Genomic DNA, 17,790 nt, shown 5'->3' with positions numbered 1-17,790 from the left:
TATCATCCTACTTTTTCATTGTTTGTTTTATCCAAAATGCTTTTTGGGGAAAGTCTGTGATTATTGCATCTAGTTGTTGATCGAAACATCGTGTCATCTGCTGGTCGTCGTTGATGGTCCAGCATCTGATCGATTTGGGGAATGTCTCCATGGATGGCAAATGCTCCAAGTACCAGTCACCTCTAGGATGAATCCCTTCTATCCAAGGAGTATCTTCAGCTAACTGTACTTTCTTTTGTGACGTACTTAAAAGAAGATCCAGCTGTGCCTGAGGATCAATTTTTACTACTCGTTCCAATGTATGAAAGTTAAAACTGCAGTACGCATGTCGAAAAGGCCATTCCACTGCTTTTAATTGTTGAACTACTTTTTCTTCGATGCCAGCATACTCATATTTATCTGTTTTAATCTCGATCATTACCGTTCCACGATAATTCATTTCCCAAAAAAGATGCAAGACCTCTTTCAAAGTTGGCACTTTTGTTGCCTGAAACTCTGTATTGAACCACTTTCCTGCATTCAACTTTTTTATCTCTGCTAATGTTTTTTCCCGTACCAATCCTTTGCCATCCGTCGTCCGATCCACTTCCTCATCATGAATCACCACGATCTGCTCATCTTTCGTCAAATGAACATCTAGTTCAATCCCATCTGCACCTATTCGAACAGCTTCGGCAAACGCAGGCAATGTATTCTCTGGATGGGTACCACTACTTCCACGATGCGCAAAAATCTGAACCATTTCATCACCACTTTCAGTCTCTTTGATTGTACCATAGGAAAAAGGCTGTGAAAAAGTCGTAATACTTCGAATGTCTAAGAATGAGGTTGACTTGTCATTCTAAAAAATGAGTAAACGGTATTCAATAAAGAACTCCTCAGCAATAAGCGATGATTTTCTAAAATATGAAAAGCTATAAAAAAGGCCTCTCTCATTCGCTTAAAGATGTTCTTCGACGATCAGTCAAAAAATCTCAAAATATGGGGAGCTGTTTCGAGATTTTCATTCTTCATACTCAGGGCAAACTGCTGTTTTCACAATCTCTCATTCATAGTGTTTCATCTATCGAAAATAAGCCGAAAAAACCAAAAATATAAGGAACTACTTTTGGATTCTTCCGCTTATTTCTAAAAGCTAGACAATTCTGTCACAACCTTGCCTTTACAAATTATAAAAGTTTTTTGATCCTCTTCGATCTCAACTCAAAAAACAATTAGCTCCACACATTATCATTTGAGAAAAAGCCAATGGGTTGTCGCGTGACACTTTTTAATTGCGCTTTTTTTTCATTGATCATTTCCGTCAGATTATCCGTGAAGTTTTCTAAGATCACACGTCCACCTTTATAAGCATAACCGCCTATTTTCATCGTTTCGTCAGGAGAAAGAACGACTTTACGGTGCGCAATGTTTTTAAACAACTCCTCTAAGATGTAATTTGGAAGATAAAAATTATTTTGTGCAGCAAATGACTGTAAATAAGCAAAATCATCAATAGTGATATAACAATCATCAAATGCATCAAAGCTGACATATTCATCTAACAATGTTGCTCTTTTTTGCAAGATTTCATTGATTTTTTTATTTAGTTGATTCAAAGTCTCAATCTCTTTGACTTTTAATTCTAACTCCCGTCTTCGTTGCTCTTTGTTTTCAAGATGGCGCATCTGAACAACCATCCCGATATATACTAAAATAGCTCCTAATAAAACCCCAATTAAGCCTACGATGCCAACTACCAATTAGTGTTCCTCCTTGCTGTATTCTTCTATTTCATCATAACATAAACGTGCAAGCACAGACTATTTTCTAAAATTTTTTTATTTGACCTTTATTGACCAAGAATGTATACTACTTTTTAGGTAGAAGAAATGAATTTGTGTTACACTATTTGTAAAGAACTTAAGGAGGAACCAAATTATGAATTTAATCCCTACAGTTATTGAGCAATCCTCTCGTGGCGAACGAGCTTATGATATTTATTCACGCTTATTAAAAGACCGCATTATCATGTTAAGTGGTCAAGTGACTGATGATCTTGCAAACTCGATCATTGCTCAATTGCTTTTCCTAGATGCACAAGATTCTGAAAAAGACATTTATCTTTATATCAACTCTCCTGGCGGTTCTGTTACTGCTGGAATGGCGATTTATGATACGATGAATTTTGTTAAAGCAGATGTCCAAACCATTGTGATGGGTATGGCTGCTTCTATGGGTAGTTTCTTACTTACAGCAGGTAAAAAAGGCAAACGTTTTGCTTTACCAAATGCTGAAATCATGATCCATCAACCACTTGGCGGCGCACAAGGTCAAGCGACAGAAATCGAAATCGCAGCTCGTCACATTTTACAAACACGAGAACGCTTGAACAAAATTTTAGCAGAACGTACTGGTCAACCTCTTGAAGTGATCGAAAAAGATACCGACCGTGATAATTACATGACTGCTGAACAAGCGAAAGCATACGGTTTGATTGATGAAGTGATGGAAAACAGTGCTGGATTAAACTAATATCATTTGTAAACTAAAAGGACGATGGGACTGCTCGATTGAGCGGCTCATCGTCCTTTTTTCAGTTGGAACGAAAGCTCGGTTTTTCAATGCTGTTCTTTAAACTTTCCTTCGTTATATTGTTCTCCAAGTTCAACGTAATGTTGAATATTTTGGCGATTCTTTTCAATCTCTTCTTCCGTTAAAGGACGAATGACTTTAGCTGGCCGACCAAACGCTAATACGTTGGGCGGAATGACCTTGCCTTCGGTCACTAAAGAACCAGCACCAATCAAACTATTTTCACCGATCACTGCATGGTTCAAAATAGTTGATCCCATACCAATCAACGCGCCCTTTTCGATGGTGCAACCATGAAGCATACATTGATGTCCTACCGTTACATTTTCAGCAATTTCAACTGGTGCATCATGGTCCACATGAATAACAGTACCATCTTGAATATTCGTTCTTGCTCCAACTTTAACCGTATTGCTATCCCCACGAATCACCGCTTGATACCAAACTGTGACCGATTCTGCGAGCTCTACATCGCCAACAACAGTTGCATTCGGTGCAATAAATTTTTGACTCATTTTTACACATCTCCTTTTTTGGCTTATTTCCAATTATAGCAGAAGATGGATTTCTCCTTCAAAAAGACTAGCAGCTATTATTTCATAGTCCCTTCAAGCACGCCTACTCTCTAGGGACTGAGACAAAAGTAGCATCTTCGGAAAATTTGCCGAAATTTACCAAAAATTTGAGAAGCACCAAGTAGGTAACAATCAACATCAAAAACGAGTTTTTGTGTTTCTTGTCAATTTTCGGAAATTCCTTCTTATTTCTTGATGCTGAACACTTTTGTCTCAACCTCTCGTTTTTACACAACTAAAGAGCTCAGAACAATCTTTCGTGTTCCAAGCTCTTTCCTTTTATCTATATGCTATCTAAACTGGTAGCTAAATTTTATCCATTTACTTTAGAAATATTGATTGAGCCGATATAGCCAGCTTTATAGTTTTCCACATTGATTAGTGGGCTTGTTTCTCCTTTATTTACTTTAAAAGTAGTTGTAAGTCGATAGTATCCTTTTTCTTCTAAAACCCCATCTCTCATCAATGTGGTGTTAAGGAGTTCACGACTATCTTTAGACGAAGTATCTTCCTTCAATGCCACTTTTACATAATGGTCACTCAACATATCGACCACTGGTTTCACATAAACGGTTACTCGATAAGTTGCATTTTCTTCTAAAGCTTCACTACCGTTAAAGATTTTATATACACTAGCATGCTGATCAGCAAAGAAAGTATAGTCACCTACTAAAGCATTCACAGGGTCTTTCACTAGTTCAATGTCATCTCCTGAGAACATTTTCCATCCAGCAGTTTGTCCGTCAGGCCAAGTATCATTGATTTTCACCGTTACATTAATCGTTTTTCTAGCCACTTCATTTACACTATTTTTCACTTCATAAGTGACTTGGTATTTTCCAGGAATAGAGGAATCAACGTTGTTTTCTACCACTTTGATTTTGTCTGTGATGTCTCCGTCAACACGATCATAAGCACTTAGATTGATTCGTTTGTCATATGGATCAAATAACTCATCGTGCAAAATTTCAATATCATTTGCATGTAACTCTGGTTTTTCAAAAACTGCTGCAAATTGATTGATTCTGACAGTATGCGTATTGAAGTGTTCTCCTGTTGCAGCTCCAATCGTAAAAGTATATTTCTTTGATTTATCGATGTTTGGATTTTTCAATTCCCAATGTTGCCCATCATAATCTGCAGTAATGAGTTGTTGCTTGCTATTCCATTTTAACGTTAATTTTTTAAAAGTATTTGGCGTGAATTTAATTTGTTGCATAGGAGCTAAAGCGGTTAAAAATCCGCTGTTGGCATCTGTTGAAACAAAGCCTCCATGAGCACCCACCATTTGAGCATGGTTGAAAGAAGTATCCGCATCATCTCTATCTGGCGCTTTAGAATAGGTATCCAATTCAAATCCAATTCCCTTTTTCAGGCCTCTGATACCTAGACCTCCACCATTAGCTCCAATGTCGCCAATTGCTCCTTGGTGGAAAGCCACACCTACCCCATCAGCACCATTTACATTATCACCTAAATTGACATCCATATCCAACAAGAAATCATAGTTCATATCAAGGGAGACGATTCCAGATATTGTTCCTTTTTGAAATTGTTTCGATTGAGTAAGACGAGCTGTATGGGAATCAAGTTGGACGGCACTTCCATTAAATGCGACGATGTCTTTCAAATCAAAATTATTTTGATCCACATTTTGGGAGATAGCAATATTTTTATTGACTAAAACATTACTAGTTTCTGCATTTACTGACAATCCAACAACACTTACCCCAATTAATCCAATAGTTCCTGCACATACTTTTTTATAAAAGGTCTTTTTGTTCATAATAAATAACACTCCCATTCATATAGTTATTTTTTATACACTATCCTTTTCCGTTCTATCTGCATTTCATCATCTCTTTTCATTCTTTTAGTAAACAATTACGCGTAAAATTCATTTACTAGCAAGCATCCAGTAGTAGAAGCATTTTTGAATGCTATTTCGCCTCCCTTGATCTTTTTTCTACTACAAATTTATCGTAACGCTCAGATTTTATTATTTTTATTTTGTATAGTAGTCCAACAAATAAAAAAAGAGGTGAGACAAAAATGTTTATCTTTAATAAATAAGAAGGGATTTCTGAAAATTAACAAGAAGCATAAACACTCGTTTTTTGCTGTTGATCGTTACCTACTTGGTGCTTCTTATTTCTTGATGCTACTTTTATCTCACTGTTTATTCGATTTTTAGAGATACTAAAAGAGACTGAGGAAAGTTTTTCCTCAGTCTCTCTATTCTAAAAATTCTTTCTTGTTTGCTCGGAGCTGATCGCTTCTTTCACGACCTCTTGGTTTAAACGGTGTTCAAGAAGCAACTCCTTGAAATAAGCCTGAATTTTTCAAAACATGAGAAGCTGTTTCAAAAAATTCTTTCTTATTGTCATCGGAGCTACCCGCTTCTTTCACAACCTCTTGGTTTAATCGGTATCAAGCATCAGCAACATCTTCAGCAATTTGGCTATTGTACAGTTTTTCATAGAATCCGCCTTGAGCTAACAGCCCTTCATGCGTTCCTTTTTCGATAATTTGTCCTTGATCCATCACTAAGATCAAATCCGCATCACGAATCGTTGAAAGGCGATGAGCAATAACAAAACTTGTTCGTCCTTCCATTACACGATCCATTGCTTTTTGGATCAATGCTTCTAAACGAGTATCGACAGAACTAGTAGCTTCATCAAGTATCAAGATTTTAGGATCAGAAACCACGGCTCTGGCAATAGTCAATAATTGCTTTTGCCCTAACGAAACATTGTCACCTTCAGCGTTGATTTCCATTTCGTACCCATCAGGCATTGTCCGAATAAAATGATCAACGTTAGCTGTTTTTGCTGCGTCAACGACTTCATAATCCGTCGCATCTAATTTACCAAAACGAATATTATCAGCGATTGTCCCTTCATAGAGCCAAGCATCTTGAAGAACCATCCCAAATAATGAGCGGACATCACTACGACTCATCGTTTTAGTATCAATACCATCGATTTTTATTGCCCCATGACTCACATCATAAAAACGCATCAATAAATTAATCAGAGTGGTTTTCCCTGCACCGGTTGGTCCGACTACCGCAACTGTTTGACCAGCTTTTACTTCAAAGTTCAAATCTTGAATCAACGGTTTTTTAGGGTCATAAGCAAAATCAACATGTTCAAATGAAACATTTCCTGCTACTGTTTCTGGTAAAGTGACATCCACTTTATTTTCTTTTTCTTCTGGTTCATCTAAAATCTCAAAGACACGTCTGGTAGCCGCAGATGCACTTTGCAATACAGAAGATAACTGTGTGATATTCCCCATTGGCTGGCTGATTTGCCAAATATATTGGATAAATGCTTGTAATTGCCCCACAACGATGACACCCGTAATGACGTAAAAACTTCCCAATACAGCCATACCGATATAAGTAGCATATGCGGTCAACTGAACTAAGGGCATCATCAATCCAGATATAAAGGCTGCTCTAAATCCATAATGTTTCAATCGATGATTGACTTGTTTGAATCCTTCAAACGTTTTTTGCTCACGTCCATAAACTTTTAACACACTAAAACCAGTCATATTTTCTTGGACATAACCATTTAAATCCCCTAACGAATTTTGCATTTCTTGGAAATATTTTTGCGAAGCATTGATCACACGTTTTGAAATCCAGATAGATGCAGGAATCATGATCATCGAGATCAACGCCATCAATGGCTGGATATAAAACATCATCGCTGCTGCCAGTGTGATCCCTAAAATAGCATTCACCACACCGATAAACGCTTGCTGTAACGCCCCACTGACTGCGTCTACGTCATTCGTCACCCGAGATAAGATATTTCCTTGTTGATTTTTATCAAAATAAGAAACAGGCAATCGATTGATTTTTTCTTCAATATCTCTTCGCAAATCTTGCATTGCACTTTGCACGACATTCGTCATCAAAACACCTGAAAGTAATTGCGAAACACAATAACCAACGCCCACGATCGTGATCCAAATCAAACAATTGAAAATATAAGAAAAATTAATCGCTTCGTTGTTTGCAATATTGTGACTGATCTCAGTAGTTGGCAATCCGACAACGTAGGGTAAAGCAACGTTGAAAATCACCGTCAAAACAGTAAACAACAGTACAAAGAAAAATGTTAACTGATAAGGTTTGATGTATCGAGCTAATCGTTTTAAGGAAGATAATGTTTGTTTCATGCTAATTCCTCCTTCGATAATTGCGAAGCTGCGATATCATAATAGATTGGACAGTTTTCTAATAATTCACGGTGTGTCCCGATACCTACGACTTCTCCCTCATTCAAGACGATGATTTTATCAGCATGCATGATCGTACCCACTCGCTGCGCCACGATTAACACCGTTGATTCGGTCGTTTCTTTTTTCAAGCGAGCCCGAAGTTTTGCATCCGTTTGATAATCAAGCGCCGAGAAGCTGTCATCAAAAATATAGATTTCCGGACGTCGAATAATAGCTCTGGCAATCGCTAAACGCTGCTTTTGTCCTCCAGAGAAATTAGCTCCACCTTCGGAAAGAAGTTCATCATACCCATCCGTTTTCTTCGAAATGAAGTCCGTTGCTTGTGCGATTTCAGCTGCTCGCTCCATCTCCTCTTGCGTAGCATCTTCTTTTCCATATCTTAAATTATCTGCGATCGTCCCAGTAAATAACAATGCTTTTTGAGGAATAAAGCCAATTTTATCTCTTAATTTACTCAAGCGATAGTCCCTGACATCTACGCCATCAATAAGGATTTCCCCATCACTTACATCGTAAAATCGAGGAATCAATTGAATCAACGTTGACTTCCCGCTACCTGTACTACCGATGAATGCGACTGTCTCTCCTGGCGAAGCAGTAAAACTCACATTACGGATCACGGGTTCTTGTGAATGTCCAGGGTAAGCAAATGTCACATTCTTAAACTCAATATATCCTTTGGTTTTTGTTTCAGATACACCATTTGGATCTTCTTTGATCGACGGTGAGGCATCTAATGCTTCTTGGATACGCCCTGCTGAAACAGCTGCCCGTGGATACATCATAAAGACACTTGCAAACAGCATGAAGGAGAATAATGCATGGAAAATATATTCAATAAACGCAATCAGATCCCCCACTTGAAGAGAACCAGCATCGATTTGAACTGCTCCGCTCCAAATGATCAAGACCATTACAATGTTAAACAGGAAGTAGAATCCAGGCTGTGCAACAGCCATTAAACGAAACAAGCTTTTCGAGCTTTTTGTATAGTTATCATTAACTTTCGCAAATCGTTTTTCTTCAAACTTTTCATTAACGAATGCTCGGATAACACGTAATCCTGAAAGATTTTCACGTAAAATACTATTAATCTTATCCAAATTTTTCTGTTGTTTTTTTGATAACGGTTCAGAAAATTTCGCAATCGCAACCACTGAAAGTAGTAAAAACGGTAGCGCTCCGATCACATAATAACTCAATGAAACACTGGTCCGCATAACCATATAAAGACTGACAACAAACATCATCGGTGTCATAAATCCGATCCGTAAGATATTTTGTAAGAACAGCATAATTTGATAAGCGTCGTTCGTCGTACGCGTGATCAACGAAGCAACCCCTAATGTTTCATATTCTTGGTGAGAATAACTCTGGATTTTCTTGAATAGATCATCACGAATATCCGCAACGATGTTCGTCGTGATCCGTGAACCAAAATAGCCTAATAGAATATTCATAATGATCCCAACCACAGTAATCACGACCATCAAGATCCCTTGTTGTTTTACATAACCAAAATCGTTGTTACGAATCCCGACATCAATCATACGAGCTAAAATCGTTGGTAAGCCTAACTCAATTAAAATAAAACCAAATACGCAGATGAAATTTAATAACAAATATTTCTTATAGCGCATGGTATAGTGCCACATCAACTTCAAACTCTCATCTCCTTTTAATTAGAATAAATTTAGCTATTAATAAAAATAATAGCACACTCCTATAGTATATAGAACACCTCTCTCATCAAAAATTTTTTTTATTACATTTAAATGATAAAAAACATTTTTCCTTTCCACCTTGTTGATTTCTATACTTATCCACTTTTTTATGCTAAAATAGCAATTAACTATTGTATGAATTCATACAGAAGGTACGGTTGAAAAAATTTCCGAACAGAGAAGCAAAACGAGGCTTGTCTCTTTGATTAGAATCGCTCATTTTAATCAAAGCATATCAAAAAACAGGTGGCTTGACCCCTCGTTTTGTGTTGTCTAAAAAAAATCAACTAGCTAAATTACTGCGACATGCAGATAAAGGAGACATAAACATGATTTACAAAGTATATTATCAAGAATCAAAAATCCGTAATCCTAAACGGGAAGAAACAAAATCACTTTACATTGAAGCAAATAGTGATGTTGACGCACGTCAACAAGTGGAAGAAAATACCCCATACAACATTGAATTCGTTCAACTTCTAGAAGGCAGTCATCTAGAATACGAAAAAGAAAATGCTGAATTCACATTAGTGGAGTTTTAAAATGAAACTTTCCATCAAAAATAATGAGACAGGCGTCTTTGCTATTGGTGGATTAGGTGAAATCGGGAAAAACACGTATGGGGTACAATTCCAAGATGAGATTATCATCATTGATGCTGGAATCAAGTTTCCAGAAGATGATCTGCTTGGGATTGACTACGTAATTCCTGACTACAACTATATCGTTCAAAATATACACAAAGTGAAAGCACTGGTGATCACGCATGGACACGAAGACCATATCGGTGGCATTCCTTATTTGTTGAAACAAGCGAATATCCCTATTTATGCTGGACCATTAGCGCTTGCACTGATTACCAATAAGTTGGATGAACATGGCTTGCTTAGAGATGCACAATTGCATGAAATCAATGAAGATACCGTGATTCGTTTCAGAAAAACATCGGTCAGCTTTTTTAGAACAACCCATAGTATCCCTGATGCGTTGGGTGTCGTTGTAAAAACGCCTTCTGGTAATATCGTTGCAACAGGTGACTTTAAATTTGATTTCACCCCAGTCGGTGAACCTGCTAACCTGCACAAAATGGCACGGATCGGTGAAGAAGGCGTACTCTGCTTGCTATCAGACAGTACAAATGCTGAGATCCCAACATTTACAAAATCAGAAAAAACGATTGGTCTTTCGATCCTAAAGATTTTTGAGAAAATCGAAGGTCGGATCATTTTTGCCAGCTTCGCTTCAAACATTTTCCGTCTACAACAAGCAGCAGATGCAGCGGTTGCTACCGGCAGAAAAATTGCTGTTTTTGGACGCAGTATGGAAAATGCGATCGTTAACGGCCAACGTTTAGGCTATATCAAAGTCCCAGAAGGAACCTTCGTTGATGCACATGAAATCAATCGATTACCTGCGAATGAAACGATGATCTTATGTACTGGTTCTCAAGGTGAACCGATGGCTGCTTTAAGTCGTATTGCTAATGGTACCCATCGCCAAATCCAGATCCAACCAGATGATACCGTCATTTTCTCAAGCTCACCAATTCCTGGGAATACTACCAGCGTCAACCATTTGATCAATTTATTATCTGAAGCTGGTGCAGAAGTCATTCATGGGAAAATCAACAATATCCATACTTCTGGACACGGTGGTCAAGAAGAACAAAAGCTGATGCTTCGTTTGATGAAGCCTAAATACTTTGTTCCAGTCCACGGAGAATTCAGAATGTTGAAGATCCATGCTTCCCTTGCTCAAGATACTGGTGTACCTGCTGAAAATTGCTTTATTATGGAAAATGGAGATGTGTTGGCTTTGACTAGCGAAACCGCTCGTCCAGCCGGACATTTTATTGCCGGTGACGTCTATATCGACGGTAGCGGGATCGGTGACATTGGAAATGTTGTTTTGAGAGACCGTCATTTGTTATCTGAAGAAGGACTAGTTCTGGCAGTTGCTACTGTCGACATCAAAAAGAAAGAAATTTTAGCGGGACCTGATATTTTATCACGTGGCTTTGTTTATATGCGTGAATCAGGTGAGATGATCAATGAGGCGCAACGCATCCTTTTCCATGCATTGCGTGAAGTGTTAAATGCTCCTGATTGCTCTGAACATAAACTGAAAGAAGCCATGACAGGCGCTTTACAACCTTTCTTATTTGAACGAACAGAAAGACATCCAATGATCCTTCCAATGGTGATGACACCTGATGAAGAAAAATAAATGAAAAACTTATAATGGCTACATGCGCCGACTACCTACATAGATGGGTAAAGTTCGGCGCAGTTGTCCATTATAAGTTTTTTTGTAACAAAAAAGAGCGTAATCACTTACGCTCTTAACATGTTTAAATAGGTGAACAACACTTATTTAGTTTACTCGCTCTACTTAAGCTTTTTCAACATTAGCAGCTTGTGGGCCACGATCTGATTCTTCAACATCAAAAGTCACTGCTTGACCTTCTTCTAAAGTTTTGAATCCGTCACCTTGGATAGCTGAAAAGTGAACAAAAACATCGCTTCCGTCTTCACGTGAAATAAAACCAAATCCTTTTTCAGCGTTGAACCATTTAACTGTTCCGTTTTCCATTAATAATACCCTCCTCGTGCCTAAGCACTTAATTGATTGTAACATTGCTCGCGTACGATAGAGGTGCAACAGATGTTTCAACTTCTATTCCCAAACAAAATTACAATATAATTGTACACTTGGTTCTTTTTTTTTGCAAGAAAGCTACTTCCACTTATTCAATTTATTCCTCTTCCATCAATCCCTCCTCTCTCAGACTAAAATACTGTTTGCATCCAATGATCAAATGATCTAAGACATCGATTCCCATCATCTCCCCACATTTTTGAACTCTTTTAGTAAAAAGCAAATCTTGTTTAGATGGAAGAACATTCCCCGATGGATGATTATGAACTAAAATAATTCTCGCTGCAGAATATCGAACAGCATAATGGAACACTTCTCTTGGATGTGCGATCGTTTGATCCAGGGAACCAATAAATAGCGTTTTTTTCAACAATACTTGATTCTTAGTATCCAAATAAATACAAATCAAATGTTCTTGTTTGTGATCCTTTAATTCTATGATTAATTGATGCGCTAATTCATAGCTGGCATGGATCGTGGGTTGTACCGCTACATGCTGTGTTTGGATTCTTTTTCCTAGCTCGATCAGTGCTTTGATTTCAAGAGCCTTAACCTGACCAATTCCTCGTATTTTTTCCAGCTCCGACAGCGTTGCCTGTCTTAACAGTGCAAGTCCACCAAATGTTTTCAACAAATTACCTGCTAGTTCCAAGACATTATAGGGATGCTGTCCCGTGCGTAATAAAATAGCAAGTAATTCTTGATCAGAGAGTGCTTTCTCTCCGTAAAGCAACATTCGCTCCCTTGGAAGTGAGGTTGCTGGCACAGCATCCAGCAAATTTTTTTCCATAAAATCCCCCCTTTCTTCTTCTCACTAATAAGATACGAAAAAAGGGGGGAGCTATTTTTATTTTTTTAGATATCCTGGTACTTCGTGTAGAGAAGATAAAACTGCTAACGTTTTTTGTTGCAAGTCTTCTGAAGGAGCCAACAAATCTGGAATCATAATCACTGGGATCTCCGCACTTGCTGCTGCAAGTATCCCGTTTTTAGAATCTTCCAGAACCAATGTTTCTTGTTTTTTCGTTCCTAGATATTCATGGGCAAGCAAAAAGATTTCTGGATCAGGTTTAGCACGTTTGACATTTTCTGCTGAAACAATCGTTTCAAAATAGTTTGTCAGTTGGTTCTTTTCCAATAATAGCTCAATAATATGACGTTGGTTACTAGAAGCGACAACTTTAGGTATTCGGTGTTCTTCTAAAAAGTCCAGTAATTCGATTACTCCTGGTTTTAATTGCACTGCACCTAAGGAAAACCGTCTGATCGTTTCTTCATAAGCATCATTAATGAATTTTTGGACATTATTTTTCCCAAAACTTGCAAAGATCTGATGATAATTTGCCCAAACCTCTTCATCTGATACACCTAGATATTTCAAATACAATTCTTTGTCGTAAGGAAAGCCCATTTGATCAGCAACCATTTGCGAGGCTTCATAGTAGACGATTTCTGTGTCGAAGAGTAACCCGTCCATGTCAAAAATGACAGCTTTATAATTCATTTTTTCCTCCTAACTGTAACAATAGTGTTCGTACTTCAGAAATAAAGTAAAGGGAACCTGTAACCACTAAGACATCTTCATTGGTCATTTTTTCTAATATTTCAGCTAAACCAAATTGCCATAATGAAACAATTGAAACTGTTTCATCTACAAGATCAGTCACGGTGCTTAAATCCAATGCTTTCGGGTGTTCAAACGTCGTTAAATACAAATGCGCATTAGGAACTGCTTTTAATTGGGCTAGCATTGCTTCTACATCTTTTGTACTTAGTGCAGAAAATAAAATATTGATCCGATAATCTTTGAACTCTTTCTTCAAATTTTGAACCAAACGGCTGACTGCATGTGTATTATGAGCGCCATCTATAATAACAAAAGGTTCTTCACTTAATTTTTCCATTCGTCCAGGCCAGTGCGCTTTTTTCAGCCCTTTGCGAATTTCTTTTTCACTAAATGGTATTCCTGTCATCTTGCAGTAAACTTGGTATAGTTCAATTGCCATACCAGCATTTTCTGTCTGATGTTGTCCAATCATGCCAATCGTAAGCGAGGTCATTTTTCCATGCTCATTATGAAATGAAAATACTTCTCCCCATTGCTCAGCTGGATGTTGATAAGTAACTTGATAGTTTTCGCCAAAAATATGAAGGGGGGCATTTCTTAGTCTAGCCTGTTTTTTGATTACTTCTAAAGCTCTTTCTTCGATATTTCCCGTAACGACAGGCACCCCTTGCTTGATTATTCCTGCTTTTTGGGCAGCGATTTCTTCAATTGTTTCTCCTAAAATATCCGTATGATCCAAGCCAATCGTGGTGATTCCTGTAAGTAATGGTACGGCAACATTTGTTGAGTCTAGTAAACCGCCTAACCCAACTTCAATAATAGCAACGTCGACTTTTTGACACAAAAAATAATCAAATGCCATTGCTGTCAGCGTTTCAAACTCAGTGATTCCGGCAACTGCTTCAAATCGATCCAAATGTTCAACAAGTGGTCGGTATTTTTGTACAAGCTTGATTAAGTCTTGATCTGGAATTTCTTGTCCATTGATCGAGATTCGTTCATTAAAAGATTCAATATACGGCGAAGTAAATGTCCCCACTGTCAGACCTGCTTCTTCTAGTAGACATCTCAGATACGTAACCGTCGAACCTTTTCCGTTGGTTCCTGCGATATGGATCGTTTTCACCTGTTTTTCAGGATGCCCGACTATCTCTAATAATGCCTCCACTCGATCTAGTCCCGGACGAGAGCCAAATGGCAAGCGGCTATGGATCCAGGCGATTGCTTCTTCTATTTTCATCAACGTTTCCCCCATTCCATATTTATTATAGCAAAAAGCAACCGGAAACACAGGAAAAGACGTAGTGTATGTAAAAGAAGAAGAAATACTGAATAGCCAATTCTGATTCTACTTATTTTTGCTGACGTCTTGCTTTTTACTTAAAAAGAGAGCGGAAATGTTTTTCAACTACTTTCCGCTCTCTTTTGCATTTGTACGATTGTTCGAATGTCAGATTACTGGATGGTTCTTAAGCTGCGGATTCTTTCTGTAACTGCTGCTTGTTTGTCCAAATAATCTTTTTCTTTTGTCCGCTCTGCTTCAACCACTTCTTCTGGCGCGTTGGCAACAAAGCGTTCATTGCCTAATTTTCCTTGTACTCGTTTCACTTCATCTGTCCATTTCGCTAGTTCTTTTTCTAACCGTTTGATTTCTTCTTCGATATTGATCAAACCTGCTAATGGTAAGAAAATTTCTGCCCCTGTCAATACAGCTGACATTGCTAGATCAGGCGCAACGATTTCACTTGAGATCGTTAGCTCTTCTGGATTACAGAAACGCTCGATGTAGCTGGTATTTTCTGTTAAGAATTGACCGATTTTCGGATCATTGATCTTAATCATTAATGTAATTGGTTTGGATAATGGTGTATTCACTTCAGAACGAATATTACGTACGGAACGAATTAGTTCTTTGAGTACTTCCATCCCTTTTGAAGCTGTTTCATCATTAAATTCCGGATGAACCACCGGATAATCAGCAACTACTAAAGAAGTACCTTGATGTGGGATGTGTTGCCAAATTTCTTCAGTAACAAATGGCATAATTGGATGCAATAGACGTAAAATTTGATCTAACGTATGCACCAAAATACTTTGTGTTGTTTGTTTTGAGACAGCATCATCACCATACAAGACTTCTTTACTCATCTCGATATACCAGTCACAAAAATCATCCCAAATAAAGTTATACAACTGACGCCCAGCTTCCCCAAATTCAAAATGATCAAAGAGTTCAGTAACCTTAGCGATCGTTTCATTTAGACGTGTCAAGATCCAGCGGTCTGCCACAGTTTTCTCGCCAGTTAGCGTAATATCTTCAACTGTCATGCCTTCACTGTTCATAATAACAAAACGTGAAGCATTCCAAATTTTATTAATGAAATTCCAAGCTGCATCCATTTTTTCATAGCTGAAACGGACATCTTGACCAGGTGCTGAACCGTTTGATAAGAACCAACGTAAGGCATCAGCGCCATATTTTTCAATCACTTCCATTGGATCAATGCCGTTTCCAAGAGATTTACTCATCTTACGTCCTTGTTCGTCCCGAATCAACCCATGAATCAAAACATTTTCAAACGGACGACGATCTGTAAATTCTAAGCTTTGGAAAATCATTCGACTAACCCAGAAGAAGATAATGTCGTAGCCAGTTACTAATGTGCTTGTTGGGAAATAGCGTTGATAATCAGCACTATTTTCATCTGGCCATCCCATCGTTGAAAAAGGCCATAATGCTGAACTAAACCAAGTATCTAATACATCTGGATCTTGTACCCACTCTTCACTATTTTCTGGAGCTTCCATCCCTACATACATTTCACCCGTTTCTTTATGGTACCAAGCCGGGATTTGGTGTCCCCACCACAATTGACGAGAGATGACCCAATCGTGAACATTTTCCATCCAACGTAAAAATGTTTGATTAAAACGTGGTGGGAAAAATTCAACTGCATCATCAGTCTCTTGATTTTTCATTGCTTTCTCAGCTAATGGAGCCATTTTAACAAACCATTGTGTGGACAAGCGTGGTTCAATGACTACTCCCGTACGTTCTGAATGCCCAACATTATGGATCATTTTTTCAATTTTGATCAATCGTCCGATTTCCTTCAAATCAGAGACAATCGCTTTACGTGCTTCGAAACGATCCATACCTGCATATTTTCCAGCTAAGTCATTCATCGTTCCATTTTCGTTCATCACATTTACACGTGGCAGATCATGACGGTTACCTACCTCAAAGTCATTTGGATCATGCGCAGGTGTAATTTTCACTACGCCTGTTCCAAATTCCATATCAACATACGTATCTGCAATAATCGGAATTTCTTTATTTACTAATGGTAAAATTACTTTTTTGCCGATCAACGCTTGATAACGCTCGTCTTCTGGGTGTACAGCAATCGCTGTGTCACCTAGCATAGTTTCTGGACGAGTCGTTGCAATTTCCACTACACCCGAACCATCAGCCAGTTCATAGCTCATGTGGTAGAAAGCACCTTCAATCTCTTTGTGGATCACTTCGATATCCGATAAAGCAGTGCGTGCTTGTGGGTCCCAGTTAATAATGTATTCACCACGGTAAATCAAGCCTTTTTCATAAAGTGTCACGAATACTTTACGAACAGCTTCTGACAAGCCATCATCTAGTGTAAAACGTTCACGACTATAATCGAGAGATAAGCCCATTTTTGCCCATTGTTCACGGATATGGCTTGCATACTCTTCTTTCCATTCCCATACTTGATCCACAAATTTTTCACGTCCTAAGTCATAACGCGAAATCCCTTGTTGACGAAGCTTTTCTTCTACTTTTGCCTGTGTAGCGATCCCTGCATGGTCCATCCCAGGTAACCACAAGGTATCAAAGCCTTGCATCCGTTTTTGACGAATCAGCATGTCTTGTAAAGTCGTATCCCAGGCATGTCCTAAGTGAAGTTTTCCTGTAACATTTGGTGGGGGGATTACGATTGAATAGGGTTTTGCTTTCTGATCGCCACTTGGTTTGAACAAATCTTGTTCCAACCATTTTTCATAACGGCCAGCTTCAACTTCTTGCGGATTGTATTTTGTTGATAGATTTTTTTCTTCCGTCATACTGATGTCCTCCTTAAAAATAAAAAAAGTCCTAAAATACTTTCGTATTTTAGGACGTATTGATTTACGCGGTACCACCTAATTTGTAGCAGTTTCCTACTACCTCTCATGTGAGTTAACGATCACGACTCGTTTATCTCTAGGTTTTATCGGTTTGCTGTACACGATAAAGGGTTCAAGATAAAAACTCCCAAGCTACCTTCACTAGTCTCTCCTAAGAACGTCTCACCATCTCGTTCTCTCTCTAAAAGGCTGTAACTAGTTACTCCTCTTGATCAACGTCATGCCTCATTTTACAATGGTTCAATTTTAAAGTCAATAAAAGACGGTA

14 protein-coding genes and 1 other annotated feature are annotated in these 17,790 nt (G+C 38.2%); of the genes, 3 read left to right on the top strand and 11 right to left on the bottom strand.

What is annotated here, in order from left to right:
- Window positions 1-7 precede the first annotated feature (7 nt).
- Together AB3I12_RS11880 and AB3I12_RS11875 are read right to left on the bottom strand one after the other, a co-directional pair.
- Window positions 8-742, bottom strand: coding sequence for a glycerophosphodiester phosphodiesterase (locus tag AB3I12_RS11880; protein ID WP_034698950.1), 735 nt, complete (start codon window positions 740-742; stop codon window positions 8-10).
- A gap of 472 nt (window positions 743-1,214) precedes the next feature.
- Window positions 1,215-1,742, bottom strand: coding sequence for a hypothetical protein (locus AB3I12_RS11875; protein WP_010718716.1), 528 nt, complete (start codon window positions 1,740-1,742; stop codon window positions 1,215-1,217).
- Window positions 1,743-1,920: 178 nt separating this feature from the next.
- Between AB3I12_RS11875 and clpP the strand changes: the two genes are divergently transcribed.
- A complete protein-coding gene (gene clpP, locus AB3I12_RS11870) occupies window positions 1,921-2,514 on the top strand; it encodes an ATP-dependent Clp endopeptidase proteolytic subunit ClpP (protein WP_010718717.1) in 594 nt (197 codons plus the stop codon).
- 86 nt (window positions 2,515-2,600) lie between these two features.
- Here the strand turns inward: clpP and AB3I12_RS11865 are convergent, their stop codons facing one another.
- From AB3I12_RS11865 to efrA, 4 genes are all read right to left on the bottom strand, one after another.
- Window positions 2,601-3,089, bottom strand: a complete 489-nt coding sequence (locus tag AB3I12_RS11865; RefSeq protein WP_010718718.1) for a gamma carbonic anhydrase family protein — start codon at window positions 3,087-3,089, stop codon at window positions 2,601-2,603.
- Window positions 3,090-3,462: 373 nt separating this feature from the next.
- Window positions 3,463-4,935, bottom strand: coding sequence for an immunoglobulin-like domain-containing protein (locus tag AB3I12_RS11860; protein ID WP_034698948.1), 1,473 nt, complete (start codon window positions 4,933-4,935; stop codon window positions 3,463-3,465).
- A gap of 644 nt (window positions 4,936-5,579) precedes the next feature.
- Window positions 5,580-7,346 carry a multidrug efflux ABC transporter subunit EfrB gene (gene efrB / locus AB3I12_RS11855; protein WP_063627452.1) on the bottom strand — a complete coding sequence of 589 codons (1,767 nt, stop codon included), beginning with the start codon at window positions 7,344-7,346 and terminating at the stop codon, window positions 5,580-5,582.
- The gene (gene efrA, locus AB3I12_RS11850) at window positions 7,343-9,073 is read right to left on the bottom strand and encodes a multidrug efflux ABC transporter subunit EfrA (protein WP_010738063.1); all 1,731 of its coding nucleotides are present in this window, start codon (window positions 9,071-9,073) and stop codon (window positions 7,343-7,345) included. Before efrA ends, efrB begins: the two co-directional genes overlap by 4 nt.
- Before the next feature lie 389 nt (window positions 9,074-9,462).
- On the opposite strand from efrA, the gene AB3I12_RS11845 reads away from it, so the two are divergent.
- Complete coding sequence (locus AB3I12_RS11845) at window positions 9,463-9,675, top strand: DNA-directed RNA polymerase subunit epsilon (protein WP_010718722.1); 213 nt, start codon at window positions 9,463-9,465, stop codon at window positions 9,673-9,675.
- 1 nt (window position 9,676) lies between these two features.
- The gene (locus AB3I12_RS11840; protein ID WP_010718723.1) at window positions 9,677-11,359 is read left to right on the top strand and encodes a ribonuclease J; all 1,683 of its coding nucleotides are present in this window, start codon (window positions 9,677-9,679) and stop codon (window positions 11,357-11,359) included.
- Between the two features lie 165 nt (window positions 11,360-11,524).
- On the opposite strand, the gene AB3I12_RS11835 is transcribed toward AB3I12_RS11840, so the two are convergent.
- From AB3I12_RS11835 to AB3I12_RS11815, 5 genes are all read right to left on the bottom strand, one after another.
- Window positions 11,525-11,725: a cold-shock protein gene (locus AB3I12_RS11835; protein ID WP_010718724.1), complete on the bottom strand. Its 201-nt coding sequence runs from the start codon at window positions 11,723-11,725 to the stop codon at window positions 11,525-11,527.
- Window positions 11,726-11,888: 163 nt separating this feature from the next.
- A complete protein-coding gene (radC, locus tag AB3I12_RS11830) occupies window positions 11,889-12,581 on the bottom strand; it encodes a DNA repair protein RadC (protein WP_034698946.1) in 693 nt (230 codons plus the stop codon).
- Window positions 12,582-12,638: 57 nt separating this feature from the next.
- On the bottom strand, window positions 12,639-13,295 hold the full coding sequence (locus AB3I12_RS11825; protein WP_010718726.1) for an HAD family phosphatase: 657 nt from the start codon (window positions 13,293-13,295) through the stop codon (window positions 12,639-12,641).
- Window positions 13,285-14,598, bottom strand: a complete 1,314-nt coding sequence (locus AB3I12_RS11820) for a folylpolyglutamate synthase/dihydrofolate synthase family protein (protein ID WP_063627453.1) — start codon at window positions 14,596-14,598, stop codon at window positions 13,285-13,287. The genes AB3I12_RS11825 and AB3I12_RS11820 overlap by 11 nt, the downstream gene beginning before the upstream one ends.
- Window positions 14,599-14,813: 215 nt before the next feature.
- Entirely contained in the window at window positions 14,814-17,459 is a 2,646-nt protein-coding gene (locus AB3I12_RS11815) for a valine--tRNA ligase (RefSeq protein WP_063627454.1), read from the bottom strand.
- Window positions 17,460-17,506: 47 nt separating this feature from the next.
- Window positions 17,507-17,747 (bottom strand) — a binding site (T-box leader).
- Between the last annotated feature and the right edge of the window lie 43 nt (window positions 17,748-17,790).

The organism is Enterococcus sp. C65 (assembly GCF_040887165.1).
Classification (GTDB): Bacteria; Bacillota; Bacilli; order Lactobacillales; family Enterococcaceae; genus Enterococcus_B; species Enterococcus_B hirae.
Note: the sequence above shows the minus strand (reverse complement) of the source record. Positions and strands in the feature narration are given on the sequence as shown.